The organism is Chryseobacterium sp. ZHDP1 (assembly GCF_018603435.1).
Lineage (GTDB): Bacteria > Bacteroidota > Bacteroidia > Flavobacteriales > Weeksellaceae > Chryseobacterium > Chryseobacterium indicum.
Map to the genome: position 1 here is coordinate 795,829 of NZ_CP075682.1, position 24,493 is coordinate 820,321.

The 24,493-nt window shown below is 35.1% G+C and carries 27 protein-coding genes; 7 read left to right on the forward strand and 20 right to left on the reverse strand.

The window, feature by feature from the left end; translation table 11 throughout:
* Positions 1 to 29 precede the first annotated feature (29 nt).
* The 15 genes from KKI44_RS03605 to KKI44_RS03675 form a co-directional block, all read right to left on the reverse strand.
* The gene (locus KKI44_RS03605; protein WP_214589876.1) at positions 30 to 302 is read right to left on the reverse strand and encodes a hypothetical protein; all 273 of its coding nucleotides are present in this window, start codon (positions 300 to 302) and stop codon (positions 30 to 32) included.
* Between the two features lie 117 nt (positions 303 to 419).
* Entirely contained in the window at positions 420 to 1,568 is a 1,149-nt protein-coding gene (locus KKI44_RS03610; RefSeq protein WP_214589877.1) for an RsmD family RNA methyltransferase, read from the reverse strand.
* Positions 1,569 to 1,574: 6 nt separating this feature from the next.
* Positions 1,575 to 2,015 carry a DinB family protein gene (locus KKI44_RS03615; RefSeq protein ID WP_214589878.1) on the reverse strand — a complete coding sequence of 147 codons (441 nt, stop codon included), beginning with the start codon at positions 2,013 to 2,015 and terminating at the stop codon, positions 1,575 to 1,577.
* 82 nt (positions 2,016 to 2,097) lie between these two features.
* Complete coding sequence (locus KKI44_RS03620; protein WP_214589879.1) at positions 2,098 to 3,249, reverse strand: methylmalonyl-CoA mutase family protein; 1,152 nt, start codon at positions 3,247 to 3,249, stop codon at positions 2,098 to 2,100.
* Between the two features lie 170 nt (positions 3,250 to 3,419).
* Entirely contained in the window at positions 3,420 to 3,773 is a 354-nt protein-coding gene (locus tag KKI44_RS03625) for an FtsB family cell division protein (RefSeq protein ID WP_214589880.1), read from the reverse strand.
* 2 nt (positions 3,774 to 3,775) lie between these two features.
* On the reverse strand, positions 3,776 to 4,390 hold the full coding sequence (udk, locus tag KKI44_RS03630; RefSeq protein WP_076390068.1) for a uridine kinase: 615 nt from the start codon (positions 4,388 to 4,390) through the stop codon (positions 3,776 to 3,778).
* Positions 4,391 to 4,593: 203 nt separating this feature from the next.
* Positions 4,594 to 4,899 carry an ATP-dependent Clp protease adaptor ClpS gene (locus tag KKI44_RS03635; RefSeq protein ID WP_214589881.1) on the reverse strand — a complete coding sequence of 102 codons (306 nt, stop codon included), beginning with the start codon at positions 4,897 to 4,899 and terminating at the stop codon, positions 4,594 to 4,596.
* A gap of 11 nt (positions 4,900 to 4,910) precedes the next feature.
* A complete protein-coding gene (locus KKI44_RS03640; RefSeq protein ID WP_214589882.1) occupies positions 4,911 to 6,269 on the reverse strand; it encodes a hemolysin family protein in 1,359 nt (452 codons plus the stop codon).
* A 102-nt stretch (positions 6,270 to 6,371) separates the two neighbouring features.
* Entirely contained in the window at positions 6,372 to 7,235 is an 864-nt protein-coding gene (atpG, locus tag KKI44_RS03645) for an ATP synthase F1 subunit gamma (RefSeq protein ID WP_214589883.1), read from the reverse strand.
* Positions 7,236 to 7,320: 85 nt separating this feature from the next.
* Positions 7,321 to 8,898: a F0F1 ATP synthase subunit alpha gene (gene atpA / locus KKI44_RS03650; protein WP_214589884.1), complete on the reverse strand. Its 1,578-nt coding sequence runs from the start codon at positions 8,896 to 8,898 to the stop codon at positions 7,321 to 7,323.
* Positions 8,899 to 8,925: 27 nt separating this feature from the next.
* On the reverse strand, positions 8,926 to 9,465 hold the full coding sequence (gene atpH, locus KKI44_RS03655; protein WP_214589885.1) for an ATP synthase F1 subunit delta: 540 nt from the start codon (positions 9,463 to 9,465) through the stop codon (positions 8,926 to 8,928).
* 2 nt (positions 9,466 to 9,467) lie between these two features.
* Positions 9,468 to 9,965, reverse strand: a complete 498-nt coding sequence (locus KKI44_RS03660) for a F0F1 ATP synthase subunit B (protein WP_108409973.1) — start codon at positions 9,963 to 9,965, stop codon at positions 9,468 to 9,470.
* 86 nt (positions 9,966 to 10,051) lie between these two features.
* Positions 10,052 to 10,246, reverse strand: a complete 195-nt coding sequence (gene atpE, locus KKI44_RS03665; RefSeq protein ID WP_002979108.1) for an ATP synthase F0 subunit C — start codon at positions 10,244 to 10,246, stop codon at positions 10,052 to 10,054.
* Between the two features lie 52 nt (positions 10,247 to 10,298).
* Positions 10,299 to 11,402, reverse strand: a complete 1,104-nt coding sequence (atpB, locus tag KKI44_RS03670) for a F0F1 ATP synthase subunit A (protein WP_214589886.1) — start codon at positions 11,400 to 11,402, stop codon at positions 10,299 to 10,301.
* A 59-nt stretch (positions 11,403 to 11,461) separates the two neighbouring features.
* Positions 11,462 to 11,833: a hypothetical protein gene (locus KKI44_RS03675; protein WP_214589887.1), complete on the reverse strand. Its 372-nt coding sequence runs from the start codon at positions 11,831 to 11,833 to the stop codon at positions 11,462 to 11,464.
* A 401-nt stretch (positions 11,834 to 12,234) separates the two neighbouring features.
* Between KKI44_RS03675 and KKI44_RS03680 the strand changes: the two genes are divergently transcribed.
* From KKI44_RS03680 to KKI44_RS03700, 5 genes are all read left to right on the forward strand, one after another.
* Positions 12,235 to 13,227 (forward strand): helix-turn-helix transcriptional regulator, encoded by a 993-nt coding sequence (locus tag KKI44_RS03680; protein ID WP_214589888.1) that lies wholly within the window; start codon positions 12,235 to 12,237, stop codon positions 13,225 to 13,227.
* Positions 13,228 to 13,380: 153 nt separating this feature from the next.
* Complete coding sequence (locus tag KKI44_RS03685; RefSeq protein ID WP_214589889.1) at positions 13,381 to 15,600, forward strand: hypothetical protein; 2,220 nt, start codon at positions 13,381 to 13,383, stop codon at positions 15,598 to 15,600.
* A 52-nt stretch (positions 15,601 to 15,652) separates the two neighbouring features.
* Complete coding sequence (locus KKI44_RS03690) at positions 15,653 to 16,231, forward strand: hypothetical protein (RefSeq protein WP_214589890.1); 579 nt, start codon at positions 15,653 to 15,655, stop codon at positions 16,229 to 16,231.
* A 229-nt stretch (positions 16,232 to 16,460) separates the two neighbouring features.
* On the forward strand, positions 16,461 to 17,822 hold the full coding sequence (ffh, locus tag KKI44_RS03695; RefSeq protein ID WP_087710379.1) for a signal recognition particle protein: 1,362 nt from the start codon (positions 16,461 to 16,463) through the stop codon (positions 17,820 to 17,822).
* Between the two features lie 30 nt (positions 17,823 to 17,852).
* Complete coding sequence (locus KKI44_RS03700; protein ID WP_214589891.1) at positions 17,853 to 18,113, forward strand: TM2 domain-containing protein; 261 nt, start codon at positions 17,853 to 17,855, stop codon at positions 18,111 to 18,113.
* Between the two features lie 79 nt (positions 18,114 to 18,192).
* On the opposite strand, the gene KKI44_RS03705 is transcribed toward KKI44_RS03700, so the two are convergent.
* The 5 genes from KKI44_RS03705 to KKI44_RS03725 form a co-directional block, all read right to left on the reverse strand.
* A complete protein-coding gene (locus KKI44_RS03705; RefSeq protein ID WP_214589892.1) occupies positions 18,193 to 18,816 on the reverse strand; it encodes an outer membrane protein in 624 nt (207 codons plus the stop codon).
* Positions 18,817 to 18,902: 86 nt separating this feature from the next.
* Entirely contained in the window at positions 18,903 to 19,511 is a 609-nt protein-coding gene (locus KKI44_RS03710) for an outer membrane protein (protein ID WP_214589893.1), read from the reverse strand.
* Between the two features lie 211 nt (positions 19,512 to 19,722).
* A complete protein-coding gene (locus KKI44_RS03715; RefSeq protein ID WP_214589894.1) occupies positions 19,723 to 20,232 on the reverse strand; it encodes a hypothetical protein in 510 nt (169 codons plus the stop codon).
* Between the two features lie 115 nt (positions 20,233 to 20,347).
* Entirely contained in the window at positions 20,348 to 21,019 is a 672-nt protein-coding gene (locus tag KKI44_RS03720) for a porin family protein (RefSeq protein WP_214589895.1), read from the reverse strand.
* A gap of 140 nt (positions 21,020 to 21,159) precedes the next feature.
* Positions 21,160 to 22,119 (reverse strand): PhoH family protein, encoded by a 960-nt coding sequence (locus tag KKI44_RS03725; RefSeq protein WP_087710390.1) that lies wholly within the window; start codon positions 22,117 to 22,119, stop codon positions 21,160 to 21,162.
* A gap of 135 nt (positions 22,120 to 22,254) precedes the next feature.
* On the opposite strand from KKI44_RS03725, the gene KKI44_RS03730 reads away from it, so the two are divergent.
* Together KKI44_RS03730 and KKI44_RS03735 are read left to right on the forward strand one after the other, a co-directional pair.
* Positions 22,255 to 23,082: an S-adenosyl-l-methionine hydroxide adenosyltransferase family protein gene (locus KKI44_RS03730; protein WP_185204670.1), complete on the forward strand. Its 828-nt coding sequence runs from the start codon at positions 22,255 to 22,257 to the stop codon at positions 23,080 to 23,082.
* Between the two features lie 63 nt (positions 23,083 to 23,145).
* Positions 23,146 to 24,456 (forward strand): dihydrolipoamide acetyltransferase family protein, encoded by a 1,311-nt coding sequence (locus KKI44_RS03735; protein ID WP_214589896.1) that lies wholly within the window; start codon positions 23,146 to 23,148, stop codon positions 24,454 to 24,456.
* Positions 24,457 to 24,493 lie beyond the last annotated feature (37 nt).

Consider the following 24,493-nt stretch of genomic DNA (forward strand, 5'->3'; position numbering starts at 1 on the left):
TGCGGGACATTTTTATATTGTACTTTTAATTAGTGTTCAGCTTTCGGAGCTTCTTTAGCTTCGGCAGGTTTTGCAGTTGCTGTACTGTCTGTTTTTGGCGCTTCGGCTTCGTGCTTTTCTGCAGTTGCCTCTTCTGTATGCATTGTGGCAGTTTCGTGACCATGACCTTCACCTTGAGGATCATCTGAATATCTTTCTGCTCCTTCTTCAAGTTTCAAGGTATTTTTGTTCCCTCCGGCCTGAATTTTCTTACAGCTTACAGCAACGGTAGCAAGAGCTAAACATATAACTAATTTTTTCATATGTAAAATTTATTTTTTTAAGATCAGCAGAATCATTTTGCATAGATTAACAAAGACGATTCTTATTAATTTTTAATTGTCCAAAATTAAGGATTCCTATTTTTTTCGGCAACATTTTTATACTGATTTTAGTATAATTTTTCCTTTTTTGGATTGTGTAAAAATAAGATAGTTTTCTCCGCCATCCTTCAGGTTATATTTCTTCTTAACTTCTTCCGGTTTTAGAGGATAATTTTTGGAAATGATATTGAACTGACTTTTCTTTACAATCTGTTTAGCATCAATAACTTCCATTTCCAAAATCCTTCCGGGAAAATAAGTTATCTTTTGATTTGACGTGTAAAGATGTGTATTAGGATGTAGTTTTTTTAATCTGAATTTTTCTGAGATTACATTAAAAACTCCGGCTTTTAAAACCGAATTATTGGGAATGTAGATGTATCTTTCAGGTTCACCAAACTCTGCAACAGTAGTTTCTTCATCTCCAAATGTGAATGTAAACATCGATTCTTCACTTTCAAGGTTTACACAATGACAGATAATTTTGTCTGAATTTTGTTTGGACAGAAATACAACAACTTCTTTAACATCGTTTTTTAAGGCGATAATATCGATCCTGAAAAGGTTGGGTAAAACGGAAACCAGATATTTCAGATCAATTAAGGGTGAAAGTTTTATCACGACCTTATTGGAGATAGAAAGTAGTTTTTCCTGAATTTCAATAATATCAGGCGAAAGATCTTCGAGTAAAAAAACTTTATTTTTATTGTGGTCTCTTCGCGCAGGATCGAGATAGATTACATCGAAAGTTTCTGTATTTTCATTTAAAAAATCTTCGAGGTTCTGGTTGACAAACTTTGCTTTTCTTCCTAAAATGTTCCAATTGTGTTCAACAATTGCCAAAAGCTCAGCATTTTGTTCCACCAGGGTTATTTCTTCGAAATTTTTTGATAAATAAAAGGCATCAATTCCAAAGCCGCTTGTTAAATCGATGAACTTCTTACCTTTTAAGATCTCAGATTTGTACAATGCTGTTTTTTCGGAGGAAGACTGCTCTAAATTCAGTTGTGGCGGAAAAATAATTCCTTCTTTAAGCAGAAAAGGAAATTTCTTCTGTGCAACCTGCTTTCCTTTGATCTGCTGAACAATTTCCTGTATAGAAACTTCCGGAAACGGGGATTTTTTTAATAACAAAGAATGCAAATCTGCGTTTAGATTTGCATTGATAAATTGCTGAATTTCCTGATATAAAATTTCTTTTTTCAAAGTTTTTTATCTTTTATAAAAAATGTAATCCGCTAAAATAGGAGTAATTCCATTTTGTTTCAATAACGAATTGATTTGTCCTCTGTGATAAGTGGAATGATTAATTGCCTGAAAAAGGATTTCGAAAACTGTGTTTTCAAATTTTGTCCCTCTTGAATTCTGATATTCAATTTTTTGATCCGGATCAAATTTCTGAACAATTTCAAGGCTTTTATTAAAGTTTTGCTGATTAATCCCGTTTAAATTTTCAAAAGGGTTAATCTGCCAAACCTCAAAAGATTTTTCATTTAAAATCCGGGAATTCCAAATTTGTTGGGCATTTAAAGTATGATTGATAAGACTGATTGTTTTTTCATCAACCTTTTCAAGATTTTCAGAAATAATTTTAATCATTTCTTTGTTGAAATGATAAGTATATTCGAATAAATCAACTAATTTTTCTTTCATACTAAGTTACAAATCAGATTCTTTTTTGAACAGCATTGTATCTGGTGATAATGGATCTATCTTTTCATGATATTTTCAAAAATTATTCAAACATTTCCGCCCAGCGAACGGCTTTAATTTCTTTTTCGCTGTATAATTCCTCAATAGACTTTTTAACGTCTAATTTCGGGTATAAATTAACGCCGATCAGCTTTATTTTTCCTTCTTCCACCCACTTCTGCTCTTCAATGGCGTGATCGTAGATTTTTTTCTGAATAGTTCCCTGCTTCAAAAGTTCGAGATAGCCTCCGTTCTCCTCTATTTCCACAAAAAATGCCCAAGATTTCTCTGCGATCTGTCGGGTAATATCTTCTACATAATAACTTCCGTTAGAGGCATCTTCAAAAACATTAATGATGCTTTCATACGCAAGAACAATCTGCTGTTTGAAAGAAATTTCTTCTGAATTTTCGGTGCTTTTTTCTACCAGATAATTATTGCTGAAAACCGCATCTGCTCCACCGATCATGGCTGCAGCAAGCTCTAAAGTAGAACGGATCAGGTTGTTTTCATTATCGGAAACGGCTTTATTTCTCAGGGAAGTTTCTGCAAAAATGTATGGAATTTCGTCCAGATCGTATTCTTTTGACAATTGATTGAAAACTATTTTAAAGGCTCTCAGTTTTGCCATTTCGAAGAAGTAGTTTCCACCGACTGCTATTCTGAAGATGAGTTTGTTTACAATTTCAGAACCGTAGATTTCTACAAGTTCTTTTGTTTTTGCCAAAGCAATTCCCAATTGCTGAACAATAGAGGCTCCAGCGTTCTGATGAAGGGAAATATCTACACAAATATTTCTTCTGAACTGTTTTGCGAGTAATTCTTTGACCAACTGGTCATTAATTACAGCTTGCTTTTCATCAAAGACATCAATTAGTGAAAAGTACAGATCCTGTTCTTCGGGACTGATGTGTCCTGCCAACTCTTCATTGTTTATGAAAATTGTTTTCTGATCGATATTTTCTACATTTTGGTCTAAAATAAATGCAAAAACGTCTTCTTCTAAACTTTCATGATATTTTGCTACCAAATGGGTGCTTTCTTCAATTTTCGGCAGATTTACCAATGGTTTCTGCACAGCGTCGTAGAAAGGTTTTACCACAATTCCTTCCAGATTTTCTTTGGTAAGGATTGGATAAATATCGTCTGTTTTAAGCTGTTTTTTTACTAAATTTTCCCAGGCTGTATTTGACATAGTTTTTGTATGAATTTGTGAATGGTCAATAGTCAATCCGCTTTTATTCATCAATTTTTACTTGATTATAATCCTAACGCAAAGGTTTTTCCATGATGATAAATGACGAACAATCATTTTAAAATTTACTTGCGAAGCAAAATTCACTATTGAGAATTCATTAAAAAAAATTATTTTTTCGCGTTTGCGCTGTCAACTACCAGAATAAAAATTTCTTCATCCGGCTTTTTCATGAAGTAGTTTTCTCTTGCGTATTTTTCTTTTTCAGATTTGTTGTTCATCAGTTTTTTATAAAACGTATCGTTCTTTTCGTATTCGGTTTTATAGTATTGAAGCTGTTCTTCGTATTTGCTGATTTCGCCGTTTAGTTCATTGATGACAAGAAAGGAAGTTTTATCAAAGAAAATCATCCATACCAGAAACAGACAGATTGTAATGGTATATTTATTCAAAAAATATTTCTGAATAAGTTTGAATGTTTCAGACTTGGGCTGAATGTCTTTAATAAGCTTATTTTCTTTCATTTCTAGTGTTTTCTCAACGAGTTTTTAATAACGGTGGTTAAAAAATCTATCGCAACGGAATTCTGTCTCATATTCGGGATGATAAGATCCGCTTCATTTTTGGAAGGTTCAATAAATTCCTGATGCATTGGCTTCAAAGTTGTCTGATAACGGTGTAATACTTCGTTAAGATCTCTTCCTCTTTCCTGTGTATCTCTTCTGATCCTTCTGATCAGCCTTTCATCCGAATCTGCATGCACAAAAACTTTCAGATCAAATTCCTTCAATAATTCCTTGTTGGTAAGAACGAGAATTCCTTCTACTACCAATACATTTTTAGGTTCTACGGTAACGTGATCTCCTGTTCTTCCATGCGTTACAAAGCTGTAAATAGGCTGCTCAATGGATTCGTTATTTTTTAAAGCTTTTACATGTTTTATCAGAAGATCAAAATCGATGGATTTGGGATGGTCATAATTTAAGGCTTCTCTTTCTGCCAATGTAAGATTATGATTATCATGATAATAGTTATCCTGTGAAAGGATGTTCATTCCTTCGATGTCAAGCTGCTGAATGATCTTATCAACAACCGTAGTTTTGCCGGAGCCTGTACCTCCTGCAATTCCTATTACAAGCATTATTTTTGTTTCTTTATAGTTTTTACAAATATACTATTTTACTTGAATGCAAATAAATATTAAAAGCTGAAATTGTTCAGAAAAAATACTGTACAAAAACACAGGATCATAAATTCCACTTTTAGCTTGTTACTGCTTCTAATGAATCGATAATTGATTGCTCTCATAAAAAAAGCTCCGACGATGGTCGGAGCTGATCAATTTTATACGATTTCGCTGGTTAATTCTCTTGAAAGCAGTTTTTCGTGCATCGGTTTCAAAATATCCAGTGAGCCTGTTTTTACGGTACATTTACCCTTAAAATGGACAAGAATTGTACATTGTTCTGCCTGTTCTAAGGTATGTTTGCAGATCTCTATCAAGCAGTCAATTACATAATCAAATGTATGGACATCATCATTATGCAGGACTAACTTGTATACTTCATCCGTTTCGTCCAGAACAAGAACATCTTCTTCATATTGACGTTTTGGATTTTCGTAATCTTTTATATGGTTATAAAAAATCATTTTTTTATTGTTTAAACTTCTCCTATTTTTTCTGCAAGATCACTGATGCTGTTCTGTTCTTCATAGACCAGTTCTACCAGTTCAACGCTCTTATTATTCATCTTAAGAATTTTAAAATGATAATCTTCCAGATCAAACTCCTGATTTTCTTCCGGAATATCGGCTAAAGCATGAAGAATAAAACCAGCTAATGTATTGTACTCGCTTTCTTCGGAAAGCGGTAATTTTTTAGGGATAAATTCATTAATTTCGTCCAATGGCTGTGTTGCCTGAACCCAGTATGTATTTTCTCCGATCTTGTCTACAATTTTTTCTTCATCGTCTTCTTCATCCTGAATTTCTCCTACAAGCTCCTCCAAAATATCTTCGAGAGTAATGATCCCTTCAGTTCCTCCGAATTCATCAATAACGATTGCCAAATGCTGCTTTTTCTGCTGGAAAATTTTCAGTAAGTCTGAAATCTTTTTACTTCCTACCACGAAAAATGCGTCACGCATCAGTTCTTTAAGATCTTCATGATTCAGTTCACCTTTTCTTTTTACAAATTCTCTGATGATTTCTTTAGTATACAAAACACCAATCACGTTATCAATAGAATTTTCATAAACCGGAATACGGGAATATCCACTTTCCATGATTTTATTGATGATTTCATTGATATCTTCTTCAAAATCTATGGAAGTAATGTTCTGACGGGGAACCATGATCTGTTTTGCAGAATGATCTGTAAAATCAAATGCATTTTTAATGATCTCATAATTTTCCTCTTCAATTTCTCCGCTGTCGGCAGATTGTTTTACCAAAAGCTGAAGTTCTTCTGTAGAGTGAATTTCATGTTCTGAAGCCGGATGAATCTTTACCAGTCTCAAAAAGGTATTCGACATTAGATTCATCAACCAGATAAAAGGCTTGAAAACCGTATAAAAAACTCTTAACGGAATTGCAGTTGCCATTGTAGTAGATTCCGATTTTCTGATCGCAATTGACTTCGGAATAAGCTCACCGAAAACAATGTGCATAATCGTAATCAGTACAAAACTTGTGATCACCGAAATGGAAGTGATGGTTGCCTGACTAAGATCAATACTAAGCGAATGGAAAATATTTTCTACAATATGGTGTAACGCGCTTTCTCCAACCCAACCTAAAGCCAGGGAAGCCAGCGTGATGCCGAGCTGTGTAGCAGAAAGATATTCATCAAGATGTTTGATGATATGCTCTGCCTGCTTTGCCATTGAGTTTCCTTCTGCGGCTTTTATCTGAATCTGTGAATAACGAACTTTAACAATTGAAAATTCTGCGGCTACGAAAAAGCCATTAAGTAAAACAAGTAATAAGGCCAGCAAAAGCCTGACTATGTCCGAATCCATTTAGAAATTATATAAATTTAGTACTACAAATATATACAAAATAAAAATAACAAAAAAAGCATCGTGATGTACGATGCTTTAATATTGTGTTAAAATAATTTTTTACGAATTTTTCAAAGCTTCTGCTCCGGAAACGATCTCTAAGATCTCGTTTGTAATAGCAGCCTGTCTTGCTTTGTTGTAGAAAATTACCAAATCGTTTTTCAGAGCCTGCGCGTTATCTGTCGCTTTATGCATCGCAGTCATTCTCGCTCCGTGTTCAGAAGCTACTGAATCAAGGATGGCTTTGAAAACCTGAGTTTTGATTGATTTAGGAATCAGATTATCTAATATTTCTGTTCTGTTTGGCTCAAAAATATAATCTGTTTCTACCTGAGGTTCTGTATTCTCAGGCATTGAAATTGGAAGAAGCTGTTCTGTAGTTACTTCCTGAGTGGCAGCATTAACGAATTTATTATAAATTAAATATACTTCATCAAATTTACCTTCTGTAAAGTTTTTCATTACAGCTTCAGTAACATGAGCTACCGTATCAAAGTTCAGATTATCGTAAACAGCACTTTCGTTTGCGTATACCTTACGGGTTCTTCTTACAGCATCAAAAGCTTTCTTACCGATAGACAAAACTTCCACCTCATATTGAGATTTGTTCTGAAACTGTGCATTAAGCTCCTTAACAATAGATGAGTTAAAAGCTCCGGCAAGACCTCTGTTTGAAGTAATTGCAATAAAAAGCACTCTTTTTACTTCTCTCTTCTGAGCATAAACAGAAATCTGATCAGGATCTGAACTGGAATTTACATTCTGGATAAGTTCCTGTAATTTCTCAGAATAAGGTCTTAACATTACGATTGCATCCTGTGCTTTCTTCAGTTTCGCAGCGGAAACCATTTTCATAGCACGGGTAATCTGCATCGTGGATGAGATAGACGTAATTCTGCCTCGTATTTCTTTTAAGTTTGCCATATTGGGTTAGTTGTTGGTTGTCGGTTGTTGGTTGCTAGTTTTAGAAAATTCTGTCAACTATCAGCCAACAACCATCAACTAATTTTTAGTTATATTTAGAAGCTAAGTCATTTGCAGCCTGCTTAAGAACGCTGGTAATTGAATCATCAATTTTCCCTGCCTTAATTGCAGCCATTGTATCAGGATGCTTAGATCTTAAGAACTCGATGTATTCTATCTGGAATTCTTTTACTTTTCTGATAGGAACGTTTCTCAGTAAGTTTTCTGTTCCTGCATAAATCATTGCAACCTGGCTGTCTACCGGAAGTGGAGAGTTTACCGGCTGCTTAAGGATTTCCACGTTTCTTTCCCCTTTAGAGATTACCGCTAATGTAGCAGCATCAAGGTCTGAACCGAATTTAGCAAACGCCTCTAATTCTTTATACTGAGCCTGGTCTAATTTAAGTGTACCAGAAACTTTTTTCATTGACTTGATCTGAGCGTTACCTCCTACTCTGGATACAGAAATACCTACGTTGATCGCAGGACGAACCCCTGAGTTGAATAGATCAGACTCTAAGAAGATCTGTCCGTCTGTAATAGAGATTACGTTGGTAGGAATATATGCAGAAACGTCACCCGCCTGAGTTTCAATAATTGGAAGTGCTGTTAATGAACCCCCACCTTTTACGATTGGTCTTAAAGACTCAGGTAAATCGTTCATCTGTCTTGCGATATTGTCATCAGCGATTACTTTCGCAGCTCTTTCCAATAATCTTGAGTGAAGGTAGAAAACGTCTCCAGGATATGCTTCACGACCCGGTGGTCTTCTTAAAAGTAGAGAAAGCTCACGGTAAGCAACCGCTTGTTTAGATAAATCATCATAAACGATCAAAGCTGGTCTTCCGGTGTCTCTGAAGAACTCACCGATTGCAGCTCCTGCCATTGCAGAATATACCTGCATAGGAACCGGATCTGATGCGTTAGCCGCAACGATTACCGTATATGCTAAAGCTCCTTTATCCGAAAGTGTTTTAACAATTTGTGCTACAGTAGACGCTTTCTGTCCGATAGCAACATATATACAATATACAGGGTTACCTGCATCAAAGAATTCTTTTTGGTTGATGATCGTATCGATCGCAACAGTAGTTTTACCTGTCTGTCTGTCACCGATGATAAGCTCTCTCTGTCCTCTTCCAACAGGGATCATAGAGTCGATTGCAACGATACCTGACTGTAAAGGCTCGGTTACCGGCTGTCTGTAAATAACTCCGGGAGCTTTTCTTTCCAATGGCATTTCGTATAAATCCCCAGTAATAGGACCTTTACCATCGATAGGGTTACCAAGAGTATCTACTACTCTTCCTAACATTCCTTCTCCTACTTTAATAGAAGAGATTCTGTTTGTTCTTCTTACTGTATCTCCTTCTTTTACTAATTTACTTTCACCAAGTAGCGCAACACCTACGTTGTCTTCTTCAAGGTTAAGTACAATACCTTCTACATCACTAGAAAATTTCACCAACTCTCCGTATTGTACGTTTTCTAACCCGTATACACGAGCAATACCATCACCGATGGTTAAAACTGTACCTACTTCCTCAACATTTGATTGAGTATCGAAGTTGGCCAATTGCTGTTTTAAGATCGCAGATACTTCTGCCGGATTTATTTCTGCCATTGTATGGTTGTTTTTTCTTTTTTTGAATTAATTTAAGCTAAAATCTTTTTTAACCTGATTAAGTTTAGACTTCACAGAAGCATCGATCTGCTGATCTCCAACTCTTAAAATATAACCTCCTAAAATTTCAGGCTTTATATTCAGCCGCAAATCAAAATTTGCATTGGTATTAACAAGGTTGGAATTTCTTAAAATCTCATCAAGGTTTTCTTTAGAAAGCTGAGTTGCCGTTGTTACCGTCACTCTCTGCACTCCACTGATATCTTCAACTTTATTGATGAATTCCTGAGCGATATTCTTTAATTGGCTTTCACGACCGTGCTTGATCACCAATGTAATCAAATTTTTGGAAGAAACCGATAAACCTTTGAAAATTTCGTTTGCTACTTCTACTTTCTTTTTAGAATCGATGTAAGGCGTCATGAAAAATTTATTTAAGTCTGCAGACTCTTTCATGATCTTTACTACATCTTTCATTTCAGAAAATACAGTAGCCGTTTGACCTGATTCGTTGGTGAAGTCAAGTAAACCTTGTGCGTATCTTTTAGCTACTTTAGATGTAAGCATTCTTAGTTAAGGTTTGATTTGTTTAAATAATTTTGAACTAATTCGTTTTGAGCTTCGCTGTTGTCTAACTTCTGCTTCAAAATAGACTCTGCAATGTTTACTGATAAAGTACCGATCTGAGTTTTGATATCTGCCATTGCAGCATTTTTCTCAGCATTGATGGTTTGTTTAGCAGCTTCAATCATTTTATCTCCTTCTACTTTAGCAACATCTTTAGCTTCACCTACGATTTTATCTCTGATTTCTCTTGCTTCTTTAAGGATGGCATCTCTTTCGATTTTAGCCTCACGAATAATTCTTTCGTTATCCTCTTTTAAAGTTTCCATCTCTTTTCTTGCTAATGTAGCCTGATTAAGAGCGTCAACAATAGAAGTTTCTCTATCATTAATAGATTTTAAAATAGGTTTCCAAGCAAATTTGCCTAACAAGAATAACAATGCCAGAAAAATAACAGACTGGATAATAAATAATCCTGATGAAAACTGATGAATTAATTCCATTATATAAATGTATAAATAATTATTACTTTTTTTCTTAAATAACCACTACCTGTAACCAACCGTTACGGATAGTGGTTTAATTTTAATTAGTTTACCGCGAATAGAGCAGCAAACGCAACACCTTCTACAAGTGCAGCTGCGATAAGCATAGCTGTTTGGATTTTTCCAGATTGCTCAGGTTGTCTAGCGATAGCTTCAAGAGCAGCAGCTCCGATTTTACCAAGACCGATACCTACACCTAGTACTACGATACCAGCACCTACAATTTTAGGGATTTCCATAATATATAATTTTAAAAAATTTGTTTCTGATAAATTAATTTAAACTTTCAAATTAGTGAGCAGCGTGGTGTTCATGCTCATGCTCCTGCACTGCCATTCCGATGAATAAAGCAGATAACATTGTAAAAATATAAGCCTGTAAGAATGCAACTAATACTTCTAACAAATAAATTACTAATGTTAAGAAAGGGAATGCAACTCCTGCCACTACATTTTTAAATACATAAATCAATCCGATCAAACTCATTACTACAATATGTCCTGCCGTCATGTTTGCAAAAAGTCGGATCATCAATGCAAAAGGCTTAGTAATTGTTCCTAATAATTCGATTGGCAACATAATCAATTTCATTGGAACAGGAACTCCAGGCATCCAGAAAATATGCTTCCAATAATCTTTGTTTGCCGAAAAAGTCGTAATCAGGTAAGTAAGAATAGCCAGAAAGAACGTCATCGTAATATTCCCTGTAACATTAATTCCGAATGGCATCAATCCTAATACGTTCAAAAATAAGATAAAGAAAAATACTGTTAAAAGATAACCAATAAATCTTTTATATTTATGCCCGATATTCGGAATAGCGATTTCGTCTCTCACGAAAATTACCAAAGGCTCCAAAAATCTTGCTGCACCTGTAGGAACAGCAGACTTTTTATAAGACTTAGCCATTCCGGTAAACAATAAGAACATGAAAACCGCTGTCAATAAAATAATCAAAACACTCTTCGTAATTGATAAATCTAAAACCTTTTCCGAAGTAACATGACCTTCTTCATCTTCTTTTAAATTTCCAGCCGCATCAGTCTTGTAAATTTTTTCATGATGTAATTTATAGAAAGCTCCGTCAACCTCTGTAGTTTCACCATGCATGAATCCCTCTTTACTGTTGCTCATGAAAGCGTGAAAACCGTTATCATAAAAAATAACCGGAAGAGGAAAACCAATATGATGACCTTCTTTATCCACCATCAATGTAAAATCGTGAGCATCCAATAAGTGATGATCGATATACTCTTTGTTTTCTTTACTTACTTTATCTTTTTCAGATAGCTCTGTAGTAGCAGAACCTGCTTCAGCATCAGCACCACTATGCTGTGCAGACACTAAGTTTAATACAAAAATACTGTAGAATAAAACTGCGAATTTCTTAAACATTGATAGGTTTTTTTCGTTGTGCAAAAATATAATAATTTTTCTAGTTTCAATAAATATTTTTACTGTTTTTTGTCATAATTAATAAGCTTAATTGCATAGTAGGTAAGCAGGGTTGTCAGGACAAAATATGGTAATATAAAGTGAAATTTATAGCCGGGAATAGATTCAAAGTTTAGTTTTTTTCTAATTAAATACATTAATCCAAACTTTAAAAGAATTAATCCAATAACTGACAAACCTAAAAACTCAGGAGCTATTCTATTAATTAAGACAATAAGTGTTATCATCATCATAAACATAACACTCAGAAAAAGATAAAACTTTACAATAATGATTTCATCAAGATGGAAAACAAATTTCCATAATGAAAAATGAATCAAAAATGTTAAAAAAAACAGTATTGTAACCAGAATATTTGGATTGACCTTCATTTTTTATTTTAGTTGTAACCTAACATATATAAATATATAAGGTAATTTTTAATGATCACAAAAATAGACTTTTTCTATCGCATTTTGCTACAATTTGATTTTTATCATCTCAATCATTTCGGAATACTTTCAATTCAAGTAAAAATCCTATTTATAGAATAAAAAAATCATCCATATAATTTTAATATTAATTCATAAAAAGCAACTTATTTGTATATTTGCAATCAATTTTATAAAAACACTTTGCTTTAATCTCATTTGTAATAAGAACTTGTTTTTCATGCATCAAATGAGTTTTTACATATATATAATTTTTTGCTACATCAATTAAAGAAATTATCTAATGTTTGTTATGTTTTAGCAGAGTACTTTTTTACAACACAAATAATTAAACACTTCTGATGATAAAAAAAACATTTAATCGATTGTATTACGCTGTTTCCTATTGGAGAATTGATGATTCTTTAGATTCGGATAAAGAGAAAGATTCTGCTATTCTTTTCAATATCTACATCTTTTTATTATCTGTATTTTTCCTAATTCAGTCTGCCTTTAATATCTTTTTTATCGGGATTTATTCTAATGCTCTCTTATTATTCTGTATATCCCTGTTTTACTGCTTCTGTTTTCTCTTCCTGAGAGATATTCTCATGAATAGATACTGTATAATTCTGTCTTTTATTGCCTTAACATTCCTGGTTACGTTTTATTCCTGTTATTACGGTATTAAAAGTGGTACATTTTTGTATTATTTTCCTCTATTGCTGGCAGTTTATTTATTTTTCTCTTCGGAAAATGATCGCTTATTAATTATTTTTCTCACTGCATTGATCTTATCAAATATTTATATTTCTGCATTTTCAGATTTTGAAATTTTTGATCATAATGAAAAGTATGAAAGCTTTGACAATTATCTGTTAATCGTAAACATCTCATCTGTACTTATCTTAATGTTTGTCAATTCGTATTACTTTATCCAGAAGCGGGAAAAATATTATATTACACTTTATCGAAATCTTTACAGAAAACAACAAATTGAAAACCTCAGCAACGAACTAAAACGGTTAAAAGAAAATTTAAATAAAGAAGCATTTTCTGAGGAAACATTAAAAGAACTTATTGAATCCGTACAGTTAAGCGATATGATCTTTATCGAAAAATTCAATACAGCATTTCCTGATTTTTTTGAAAAACTAAATGCAATCAGTTCGAATTCTCTTAACATTTCAGATAAGAAAATGTGTGCAATGCTTAAGTTGGGATTTACAAGTAAGCAAATTGCCATCTATACAAATTCCTCTATAAAATCTGTGGAAGGCAAAATCTACAGATTGAGAAAGAAACTCAATTTATCATCAGATGTAGATTCCAGAGTCTGGTTTTCTGCCATATGATTAAAATTACAGCGTATTCTGACACCTTACTTTGCCACACGAGGACTTCTGAGGTCTTGTTAATTAAATAGTTGCGATTATTTTTCATCTATTTGTATCGGTACACTTTAATCTAAAAAAAACAGATAGAAGTATAACTTTAAATACATATAGATGAATATTAGATTTCTTTTTATTTTAACTTGCATTTGCAGTATATTCTGGAATGCAAAAGCTCAAAATTGCAACGCATTATATATAATAAATGCTCAGAACGGAAATGTCTATGATATTTCTTCATTGAACGGAAATTTGCCCGCCGCTACAACCAATATGTCTTCTTCGGCAAGAAGCAATTTGGCTATGGGACCCAATCCTGCCAATACATCACAAACGGTTTTTACCTCTTCTAATATATCTGCCAACTCTCCGGTGTATGTAAGCAATTCCTCTATAGGAACAAATTTACCGTTAGGCGTGGGAGGATTAACTGCAAATCCTATATCAGGTTCTTCTACAGCAGGATATGTTTATGGCATATCAGATAATAAAAGTCTTATTAAAGCAAGTCCTGCACCTGCAGCCAATCTCGGAACGATTACCGGCGACACCATCTGGTCTGGCGGTACTGTTGCAAGCGACTCTTTTTTCGATTCAAACGGAAGAATGTATACTGTAGTTACACAAGGTTCGGCAAGATATATTTACAGAATAGATTTGTCTACTTTACAGGCTGCACAGGTTGTTCAGTTGAGTGGTAATCTGCCGTCGACTTTTCAGGGATTGGCGTTTTATAACGGGAATATTTATGCTGTTGAGGGGTTCTCCACAACAATACTATTGGCAAGTTCTTTTGGAGCAAGAATTTATGAAATAAATCCTAATACGGGTGTAAGCACAGTAAAAACATCATATACGTTAAATACTCTTTTAGGTCCATTTTCTAATGCAGATGATTTAGATCTTGCTTCTTGTCAGTCATTTACGCCCTCTGCCGCTCCTACCTGTAATGAATTGTTCGGTATCAATTCAAACCAGGGAATAACTTATAAGATCAATTTTGATTCTGCCGGTAACATTACAGGAACAACATCGGTAGCAGACGGTACGCCAGCCACTCATGGTAATATGTCTTATGGTCCTATTGCCGGAAATTTATCTCAAAATCAATTTGTCTCCTCGCCTAATGGTTCCTCAGGAAGAATCTGGGTTGGAGTAGCTACATCAGCTAATACTACTTATCAACAACAAAGTACTTCAACAACCTGGGGTTCACCTTTAGGAATTGGTACCGATCCCTCTACAGGCTTAGTGTATGGAATTAACAACAAAGCTTTAACAAGATGGTCAGGAAGCGGAGCTGCCACAACATTAGGAAATGTGACAGGTGATGCCAATTGGACAAATGGAAGATCCCTGAATGATATTGCCGTAGATAACGGAGGAAACCTGTATTTAATTATTAGCGTAACCGACACTAATAACTGGCTGTACAGAATAAATCCTTCAACACTTACAGCAACACCGGTAACGCAGATGAGCGGAACCGTGCCGGATCTCACCACTTCTAACGGTAATGGTTTAGCGTACCTTGGAAATTATTTTTACTACAGCAGAATAAACGGAAACGGAACCGATCTTTGGAAATTGGACGCAATGACAGGTATTTCTTCTTTTGTGGGAAATATTGCAGGTACCAGTACAAACCGAAGAGATTTTGGCGATTTAGGATCCTGTGCTACTGTTACGAACGTACCCGGAAACTTTACATTTGACTGCAGTGCTCCCGGCGGAGGTATAGTAGGAGCACAACTGTTTGCAAACGGAAATATTCAAAATTCTGTATTACGAATTCCTATTTCAGGAGCAGTAAACGGATTGGCAGAATTTACTTTAAGCGGTAACGGAATTACAACATCCCCTTCTCCATATGTAGCATTCATTTCACAGGGAGCCAGTTATGTTGATATTCCTTTTACCTATGACGGAAGCGGCAGTGCGGGAAATCTTACAATTTCAATAACATCTCCTCGTGCGACAGGATCATGCTCTATAACTATTGTAATAAAAGATTCTGTTTGCTATGAAGATCCAGCTTTAGTAGCCAACCAGACTTATCCGGTAAAACATGGAATAACTTCGCTTGGAAGAGCGGGTGCCAATAACGGAAACTGGCCTATGCTGAGAAATTCTGCCTATACTGTACTGGAAAGTAAAACAAAAGGTTTTGTAATTACCCGAAACAGCAATCCGGAAGGAACAATTGCAATTCCCGTAGTAGGAATGATGGTCTTTGATACAGACGAAAACGCAGGAAAAGGCTGCCTTAAAATCTATACAGGATCTGCTACAGGAGAAGGCTGGAAGTGCTTCACTACACAAACCTGTCCATAAAATATCATCATTGAAATACTTAAAAAATTTTAACGATTAATTAAAACATAAAATGAAAATAATTATATTGGTAACTCTTACCTCAGTTTTGAATATAATGAATGCTCAGGTAAGAATCGGAGAAAAATCCATAACAGCTAATCCAGATATTACAAATACGTCTGTTTTATTAGAATTCGGAGATACTCATGATAAAGGCATCATACTCCCCTATGTAGAAACTGTACCTACAGGAACAAATAATTCGAAAGGCGGAACATTTATTTTTGACGCATCTTCCAATACAGAATATAAAGTAAAGGTAAAAAATGAAAATACCGGATGGACCGATTTAAGTGTACAATCCGGTTACAGCACAACAGTTGAAGCCACTGTAAAAGTACCACAAGCTTCACCTTTAACAGATCATCCGAACGCAAAAACTGTCATTGGTAATTCCGCTACGACAACTGATGGTATTTTGGTTTTAGATTCCAATGACAAAGCAATGGTATTGCCAATCGTTACAGACTTTATGGCAATCAAGAATCCATCTCCGGGAATGCTGGCTTTTATAAAACATCCCACTGATTCTTCTAAACACAGGCTTATTCTATTTAATGGTCAGAAATGGACATTTTGGAAACCTTAGAGTAATTGTCATTCTAATTCTAAACCCCAACAGGCTTCCAAAAGAAGTCTGTTTTTCTGTATAAAGATCAATATCCGATTAATATATGAAGATGACCTTCAAATTGAATAAATATAATTCTCTGTCTGGTTTTTTATCTTTATTGAATGTTTACAATCTTATCACCATGAGAATTCTCATTTTACTAAAAAATTTCCTTATTTTTGCAAACCTATAATTTACAATACATATGTTTAATAGTTTACAGGATAAATTAGACAAAGCGCTTCATAATATTTCAGGACGTGGAAAAATCACGGAAATCAACGTTGCGGAAACCGTAAAAGAAATTCGTAGAGCATTGGTGGATGCCGATGTTAATTATAAAGTTGCAAAAGATCTTACCAAAAGAGTTCAGGATAAAGCTTTAGGACAGGACGTTCTTACATCGCTTACTCCGGGACAGCTGATGACTAAAATCGTTCATGACGAATTGGTGGATCTGATGGGAGGTTCTCAGGAAGGAATCAATCTTTCCGGAAAACCGTCTGTAATTCTTATCGCAGGACTTCAGGGGTCCGGTAAGACTACTTTCTCCGGAAAACTGGCGAATTATTTAAAGACAAAAAGAAATAAAAAACCTCTTTTGGTTGCGTGTGACGTATATCGTCCGGCTGCTATTGATCAGCTTAAAGTTTTAGGCGGACAAATCGGGGTTCCGGTTTTCACGGAAGAAGGTTCTATGGATCCTTCAAGCATTTCTCAGAATGCGATTAATTTTGCAAAAGCTAACGGTCACGATGTTGTGATCGTGGATACAGCTGGTCGTTTAGCAATCGATGAGCAGATGATGAAGGAAATTAAAACCGTTCATTCTGTTATTACGCCAAACGAAACGCTTTTCGTTGTTGACTCTATGACGGGACAGGATGCTGTGAATACAGCTAAAGCATTCAACGATACTTTGAATTTTGACGGGGTTGTTTTAACGAAATTAGACGGTGATACCCGTGGTGGAGCCGCTTTAACAATCCGTTCTGTTGTTGAAAAGCCAATTAAATTCATTTCTACAGGTGAGAAAATGGAGGCTTTGGATCTTTTCTACCCGGAAAGAATGGCAGACAGAATTCTTGGAATGGGAGACGTTGTTTCCTTGGTAGAAAGAGCTCAGGAACAGTTTGATGAAGAGGAAGCGAAAAAACTTCACAAGAAAATCGCTAAAAATGAATTTGGTTTTGATGACTTTTTAAAGCAGATTAACCAGATCAAAAAGATGGGTAATATGAAGGATTTGATGGGGATGATTCCGGGTGTAGGAAAAGCGATTAAAGATGTTGAGATCAGCGATGACGCATTCAAGCATATCGAAGCAATCATCTACTCTATGACTCCCGAAGAAAGAAGAAAACCTTCCATCATCAATACCCAAAGAAAAAACAGAATTGCAAAAGGCGCAGGAAGAAAAATTGAAGATGTAAACCAATTAATGAAGCAATTCGACCAAATGGGCAAAATGATGAAAATGATGCAGGGTCCACAAGGAAAACAGATGATGCAGATGATGAGCAAAATGCCAAATATGCCTGGAATGGGCGGAATGTTCGGCAAATAAACACAAAAAAACGATTAAAAAATAATTATTATGGAAATCAATCAACAAGGGAACAACCAACCTTACAAATCAGAAAAAAAAGTAACTGCTGGAATTTTAGCACTCTTACTTGGTGCATTCGGAGTACATAAATTTTATTTAGGCTATACAAAAGCAGGAATTATTCAGATCTTACTGAGTTTATTATGCCTCGGAGGTTTAATTGCTTTTATTGAAGGAATTATTTACCTTACAAAATCTGATGAAGAATTTGACAGAACATATGTTCAGAACCAGAAAGAATGGTTTTAAAACTTTAGTATTTTACAAATACAAAATCCGGCTCATATCTGAACCGGATTTTTTGTTTATCCTAATGAAAGAAATTGAATTATTTATCAGATTTCTGAGCTTTAGCTTTGATGAAATAAGAGAAACCTACGTTTACCCCGAAAGTATCTACTCTATTCTTAAATTCAGTTCCGAAATAAGTTTCTTTGTTTGAGAATTGATCGAAAGATACCCCTAAGTTAATCCCTAAAGACTGAGTTGCCATATAAGTAACTCCTCCTTTCACTTTCCACGCTAAACCGTCAGCAGTAAAATCTGTTGAAGTTCCTGAAATAGTTTCTTTTGTTTTGCTCGAAGCATAACCGATACCTGCTCCCAAGAAAGGAACTACTTTGCTGCTGTTGGCAAAATAATAAGTCGCAGTCGGCATTACAGAAAAGCTGGAAACAGTATTCTTATCACCGTTGTCTTTTGTTGTAACACTTGTGAAACCTAAATCAATTCCTACGGCTAATTTGTCTATTACAAAATAACCTACAGATGGAGTAACAGCGAAAGTGCTTACTTTAGTCCCGTCAAAAGTCTGTCCGTTCACCTTTGTTTTAGTTTCCATATTGTTGAAACCAATTCCTGTATTTCCGCTGATTACCCAGTCTCCTTTAGTCATCTGAGCGTTAGATAATCCGAAAAATGCGATTGCACCTGCTAATAATAGTTTTTTCATAGTTAAAAAATTTATTTTAAAGTTTATTTAAAGATTAAAAAGCCCTAAGTAAAACTCAGGACTTTTTAGTTTATATGCTTTGTTTATTATTTTGCAAAAACATATTTTACACCGATTCCAACAGAAGCCAAATCAAGACCGAAGTTGTAGCTATCTACACTTTTAGCATTCTTGTATTTGAAGTTGCTGTATCCGAATTCTCCGATTGTAGCTTCAATAGTCCAGTTTTTGTTTAAGAAATAATCTAAACCTGGCTTCACAGCAACACCGAAAGAATTGAATTTCTCTTCTGTAGTGTTTGTTACATTTGCAACAGTATTCTCAAGCTTATCTTTTCCGAAAGCCATTGGTACAGAAAGCTGACCGAAGATGTAGAATTTCTCACCTAAAGTCCAGTACTTTCTTGCAAAAGGTTCTACAACAAATGCAGAAACAGTGCTTTTAGTAGTTGTAAGTGCACCTTCATTTTTTGCTACGCTTGAAGCATAACCTACTCCAACTCCAACTGCTACGTTTGTTCCAACGAAATGTCCGATTGTAGGAACTAATCTTAAATCACTAGTTTTGATGTTTGTATTGTTATCTTCATTAGCTGCAAAGTTTAAAGTTCCTGATACATATGTAGTTCCCTTAGCAATTTGCGCATTAGATAAACCAAAAAGTGCGATAGCACCTGCTAATAATACCTTTTTCATTTTTTTAATAATTTTAATACTTTCTGACGGCAAATTTACAGTGACCGCTGTGAATATTAAAATTTGTTAATGTGATTAATATCATCGGAAATTTTTAGCAATTTCCAACAATAAATGTTATTAAATAAAGGCTTTTAGCGTTTTCACAAATTTTTGAATAAAAAAACTCCAATTTTGCAATCGGAGTTCATTATAGTTGATTTTAAAAAATTTACTTAAGGAAGAAATTTACCCCGAAATTCACCGCTCCGAAGTTAAATCTGTCGTCACCGTACCAATAAGGACCACGACCTTTGTATTTACTGCTTACACTCTGAAATCCTAAATACAGTTCTGTATTCTTCATCTGATACCCTACTCTCGGCGCAACATACAGTCCGCTGTTAATGTAGTTTCTCGTAGAAATTCCGGCACCAAGATCCAGTCCTACAAACAAAGGAATCTTATTAAATCTGTATTTTCCGGAAACTGCAACAGGTATAAATCCAAAATCGTCTACATTATCTTTTCCGAAAAAATGAGAATATCCTGTAGCAGCACCAATATCAAGACCTTTCGTGATATTCCACATATACGCTGCGTCTAATCCCAGAGTTACACTCGCTGCATCTGCCGCATCTCCAAGCGGTGCACCAACATGAGCTCCCAGTCTGAAACCTTCCTGAGCCTGCGTAAGACCTCCAAAAAACGCAAAAGCACTTAACAATAATAGTTTTTTCATTTTAATAATTTTAAATTTTGAATTGAGAATTTTCCGGTAATAAAAATGGGTACATTTATACAGAAAAAAAGCGGTACAAATTCTGTACCGCTTTAATTTTTTATGAGAATAATTCTTAGTTTCCTCCGAATTTAAATCCTACACCCACTTGTAAAAAGCTGTTAGTTAACTTTTCCCCGTTCGAAGTATCTTTTGCTAAATTAGATACTCCCATGTTGTATCTTGCATCAAAAAACAATCCGTTCTCCAACATATATTCAGCTCCTAAGAAAGGAGCAATATTCAAAGTATTTAACTGATTTTTGATATCTACTTCATCGCTGCTGTTGATTTCGAATCCCGGAATAACTCCGCCTAATCCTAGATCTGCAGAATATTTTTGCTTAGCAGAAAGGATAACTCCAAAACTTGCACCTGCAGAAACCGAAAGACCTTCAGTAATGAAATATTTAGCAGAAACAGGAATCAATAAAGTATGGTAAGTCTGTTTTGCCTTAACATTAAAAAAGTTGGTAGGATTACTAGGGTCAACTTCTGCAATATTCAGTTTTCCTCCAAGTTGAGAATATAAAAGTTCCCCCTGTAAACCAAATCTATCGCTTACTTTATATTCGGCAATACCTCCAATGTAAAAAGTATGTAACGGATCTGATGTTTCAGAATCTGAGTTGTCTTTAAGCTTAAGAGTTGAATAAGAATATCCTGCTTTAGGTCCGAATCTGAATTCCTGAGCTTTTGCGCTCAACCCCATAACAGCGACTGCTGTCAAAAGAAATAATTTCTTCATAGTTAATAGTTTTTTTTATTAATCAGCCGCAAAAATAACATTTTTTTTCTAATATCAAAACTTTTGTTATTGATTGTTTAAAATTAAAAAGCAGATCAACTCCTGTTCATCTGCTTTTCAATTATATTATGATAAATTGTTTAATCGTTTCGCTGTCTTTTTTCCTCATCGTTGTAGGCTAAAATAATCTTTCTTACAACAGGATGCCTTACAACATCTTCTTCCGTTAGATGAACAAAACCGATTTCTTTTACATCTTTCAGAATTCTCATGGCTTCCTTTAATCCGGATTGCTGTTTCGGAGGTAAATCCACCTGACTCGGATCTCCGGTGATGATAAATTTAGCATTCATCCCCATTCTGGTTAAAAACATTTTCATTTGGGAATGGGTTGTATTCTGCGCTTCATCCAGAATTACAAAGGCATCATCCAGAGTTCTTCCTCTCATAAACGCTAACGGAGCCACTTCAATCACTTTCTTTTCAATAAAACCTTCCAGTTTTTCATGCGGAATCATATCACGCAATGCATCATACAAAGGCTGTAAGTATGGGTCCAGCTTTTCTTTAAGATCACCGGGTAAAAATCCTAAGCTCTCCCCTGCTTCAACGGCAGGTCGTGTTAAAACAATTCTTTTAACGGTTTTATCCCTCAAAGCTTTTGCCGCCAAAGCCACACTCGTATACGTCTTTCCCGTTCCCGCAGGTCCGATCGCAAAAACCATATCTTTTTTCTCAGTTTCTTTAACTAATTTTTTAAGGTTGGTGGTTTTTGCTTTGATGATTTTACCATTTACGCCTTTTACAATGATGTCCTGATCAAAAACAAGCTGTTTTTCGTTTTCATCTTTAATATTCAGAAGATTTTCAACATCTTTCAGGTCTATAGAATTATTTTTTGAAATAAAATTGACAATATCATCAAGCTTTTTCTTAAAAATATCCAAAGCTTCCTGATTGCCCATCGCAAATATATAGTGATCTCTTCCGGTAATTTTAAGAGTGGGAAAAGTAGATTTTATAAGGTTGAAAAATTGGTTGTTTACTCCGTAGAAGATTTTCGCATCGATATCCTCAAGATCATATGTCAATTCAAACATGCAGTATTATTATTAATTTTAGATTTTAAATTTAAAGCTTTTTTTGAAATTTATATCAAATTCTTTTCCATAATTTTTCCGGCATTCCTTTTATTTTAGATAAATTTGCATTTCTATCATTCTATACAACCATCAATGTCAATTATAACCCTCACTTCAGATTTCGGAAATTTGGATTACAGAGTTGCCGCTGTAAAAGGGAGCATTCTTTCTCTGAATCAGAAGGTTAATATTGTTGATATTAGTCACGAAATACAGGCTTTTAACCTTATACAGACCTCTTACATCGTAAGAAATGCATACAAACATTTTCCGAAAGGCACCATACATATTGTTTCCGTAGACAGTTTTCATAACAGAAACAGGAAAAATATTTTATATAAATCCGACGGACATTACTTTTTGGCGGCGGATAACGGCGTTTTAAGTTTAATTTTTTTTGATATTAAGCCTGAAGCCATTTACGAAATTACACTAAACAACCGTTTCGACGATATCGTTAATTTTACTTCTACGGATGTTTTTGTTCCTGCAGCCGTTCATCTGGCAAACGGAGGACTTCCCGAAGTGATCGGAAGAAAAATAGACTCTGCAAAACAGCTCCTGTTTCCAAAACCTGTTTATAATGAATCTGAAAAAATGATTATCGGAGAAGTTACGTACATTGATAATTTCGGAAATATAATCTCAAATATTAACAAAGATTTTTTCGAAACCATCTCAAAAGGATACGAAAGTTTCACGATAAAATTCAGAAACTTAGCACTTTCAAGAGTCTTTTCTAGTCATACGGAAGTGGTTTCGGACTGGGATAGGGAAACAGAATTTCACGGGCAGTCTGCTGCAATCTTCAATGACAGTCAGCTTTTGGAGCTTACCATCTACAAAGGAAGCCGAAAAAACGGGGCAAAATCCCTGTTTGGACTTAACGTGGGCGAAAATATTTACATTGAATTTTTCTAAAATTTAATATTTCATAAAAAAATCGATTTTTTTTATATATTTGTCAAAATCTAAAAATTAAAAATGGCAGAATACAAATTATTGCTTCCGTCCATGGGAGAAGGTGTTATGGAAGCGACAATTATCTCCTGGTTGTTCAACGAAGGTGATAGCGTAAAAGAGGATGATTCCGTAGTAGAAATTGCAACAGATAAGGTAGATTCAGACGTTCCGACACCCGTTTCGGGGAAAATCGTAAAGATTTTGAAACAGAAAGACGAAGTTGCAAAAGTAGGTGAAGCCATTGCTATTTTAGAAATTGAAGGAGAAGGCGGAAACCCAGTTTCTGAAGAAGTAAAAACGGAAACTCCGACTGCTGCTCCGGACGCAGAAACCTTAAAAACCATTGAAGAACCTTTAAAAGCAGCTGCTTCAACAGAGTTTTCGGGAGATCTTTATCTTTCGCCGCTTGTAAAATCTATTGCTCAGCAGGAAAATATTTCTGAAACCGAACTGAAAGCCATCAAAGGAAGCGGTCTGGAAGGAAGAATTACCAAAGAAGATATTTTAGCATACGTTAAAAACAGAGGAAACCAGCAAGTTCAGCAGGCAGCTCCAGTACAAACTGCATCTGTTCCACAACCGGTTGCAACTTCAGCTCCGGCTGCTACGATTACGGCTGCTGCAGGTGATGAGATCATTCCAATGGACAGAATGAGAAAAATCATCGCTGAAAACATGGTAAAAGCGAAGCAGATTGCTCCGCACGTTACCTCTTTCATTGAAACAGACGTTACCAACGTTGTAAAATGGAGAAATAAAAACAAATCTCTTTTTGAAAAACGTGAAGGTGAAAAACTGACGTTCATGCCGATTTTCGTGAAAGCAGTTGTGAAAGCGATTCAGGATTTCCCTATGATCAACGTATCAATCAGCGGAGAAAACATCATCAAAAAGAAAAACATCAACATCGGTATGGCAACAGCTTTACCGGACGGAAACCTTATCGTTCCTGTTATTAAAAATGCAGATCAGTTATCACTTTCAGGATTGGCAAAAGCGATCAACGATTTGGCGTACAGAGCAAGAAACAAAAAATTAAGACCTGAAGATACTCAGGGCGCGACATATACAATTTCTAACGTAGGAAGCTTCGGAAATTTAATGGGAACTCCGATTATTCCTCAACCTCAGGTTGCAATCTTGGCAATCGGAGCCATCGTTAAGAAACCTGCCGTTCTTGAAACTCCGGACGGAGATGTAATCGCGATCAGAAACCTGATGTTCATGTCTCATTCATACGACCACAGAGTTGTAGACGGTTCTTTAGGCGGAATGATGCTGAAACATGTTCATGATTACCTTGAAAACTGGGATCTGAACACGGAAATATAATTTATAAATGATGAATGATGAATGATAAGTGATAAAT

Bases quoted from the DNA above. Each gene is read 5' to 3' on its own strand.
- KKI44_RS03660 (WP_108409973.1), bottom strand. From the start codon at position 9,965: ATGGAATTAATTCATCAGTTTTCATCAGGATTATTTATTATCCAGTCT.
- KKI44_RS03680 (WP_214589888.1), top strand. From the start codon at position 12,235: ATGATAAAAAAAACATTTAATCGATTGTATTACGCTGTTTCCTATTGG.
- atpE (WP_002979108.1), bottom strand. From the start codon at position 10,246: ATGGAAATCCCTAAAATTGTAGGTGCTGGTATCGTAGTACTAGGTGTA.
- KKI44_RS03735 (WP_214589896.1), top strand. From the start codon at position 23,146: ATGGCAGAATACAAATTATTGCTTCCGTCCATGGGAGAAGGTGTTATG.
- KKI44_RS03720 (WP_214589895.1), bottom strand. From the start codon at position 21,019: ATGAAGAAATTATTTCTTTTGACAGCAGTCGCTGTTATGGGGTTGAGC.
- KKI44_RS03640 (WP_214589882.1), bottom strand. From the start codon at position 6,269: ATGGATTCGGACATAGTCAGGCTTTTGCTGGCCTTATTACTTGTTTTA.
- KKI44_RS03615 (WP_214589878.1), bottom strand. From the start codon at position 2,015: ATGAAAGAAAAATTAGTTGATTTATTCGAATATACTTATCATTTCAAC.
- KKI44_RS03620 (WP_214589879.1), bottom strand. From the start codon at position 3,249: ATGTCAAATACAGCCTGGGAAAATTTAGTAAAAAAACAGCTTAAAACA.
- atpG (WP_214589883.1), bottom strand. From the start codon at position 7,235: ATGGCAAACTTAAAAGAAATACGAGGCAGAATTACGTCTATCTCATCC.
- atpB (WP_214589886.1), bottom strand. From the start codon at position 11,402: ATGTTTAAGAAATTCGCAGTTTTATTCTACAGTATTTTTGTATTAAAC.
- KKI44_RS03715 (WP_214589894.1), bottom strand. From the start codon at position 20,232: ATGAAAAAACTATTATTGTTAAGTGCTTTTGCGTTTTTTGGAGGTCTT.
- KKI44_RS03625 (WP_214589880.1), bottom strand. From the start codon at position 3,773: ATGAAAGAAAATAAGCTTATTAAAGACATTCAGCCCAAGTCTGAAACA.
- KKI44_RS03605 (WP_214589876.1), bottom strand. From the start codon at position 302: ATGAAAAAATTAGTTATATGTTTAGCTCTTGCTACCGTTGCTGTAAGC.
- atpA (WP_214589884.1), bottom strand. From the start codon at position 8,898: ATGGCAGAAATAAATCCGGCAGAAGTATCTGCGATCTTAAAACAGCAA.
- atpH (WP_214589885.1), bottom strand. From the start codon at position 9,465: ATGCTTACATCTAAAGTAGCTAAAAGATACGCACAAGGTTTACTTGAC.
- KKI44_RS03730 (WP_185204670.1), top strand. From the start codon at position 22,255: ATGTCAATTATAACCCTCACTTCAGATTTCGGAAATTTGGATTACAGA.
- KKI44_RS03710 (WP_214589893.1), bottom strand. From the start codon at position 19,511: ATGAAAAAGGTATTATTAGCAGGTGCTATCGCACTTTTTGGTTTATCT.
- KKI44_RS03690 (WP_214589890.1), top strand. From the start codon at position 15,653: ATGAAAATAATTATATTGGTAACTCTTACCTCAGTTTTGAATATAATG.
- udk (WP_076390068.1), bottom strand. From the start codon at position 4,390: ATGCTTGTAATAGGAATTGCAGGAGGTACAGGCTCCGGCAAAACTACG.
- KKI44_RS03635 (WP_214589881.1), bottom strand. From the start codon at position 4,899: ATGATTTTTTATAACCATATAAAAGATTACGAAAATCCAAAACGTCAA.
- ffh (WP_087710379.1), top strand. From the start codon at position 16,461: ATGTTTAATAGTTTACAGGATAAATTAGACAAAGCGCTTCATAATATT.
- KKI44_RS03705 (WP_214589892.1), bottom strand. From the start codon at position 18,816: ATGAAAAAACTATTATTAGCAGGTGCAATCGCATTTTTCGGATTATCT.
- KKI44_RS03725 (WP_087710390.1), bottom strand. From the start codon at position 22,119: ATGTTTGAATTGACATATGATCTTGAGGATATCGATGCGAAAATCTTC.
- KKI44_RS03675 (WP_214589887.1), bottom strand. From the start codon at position 11,833: ATGAAGGTCAATCCAAATATTCTGGTTACAATACTGTTTTTTTTAACA.
- KKI44_RS03700 (WP_214589891.1), top strand. From the start codon at position 17,853: ATGGAAATCAATCAACAAGGGAACAACCAACCTTACAAATCAGAAAAA.
- KKI44_RS03685 (WP_214589889.1), top strand. From the start codon at position 13,381: ATGAATATTAGATTTCTTTTTATTTTAACTTGCATTTGCAGTATATTC.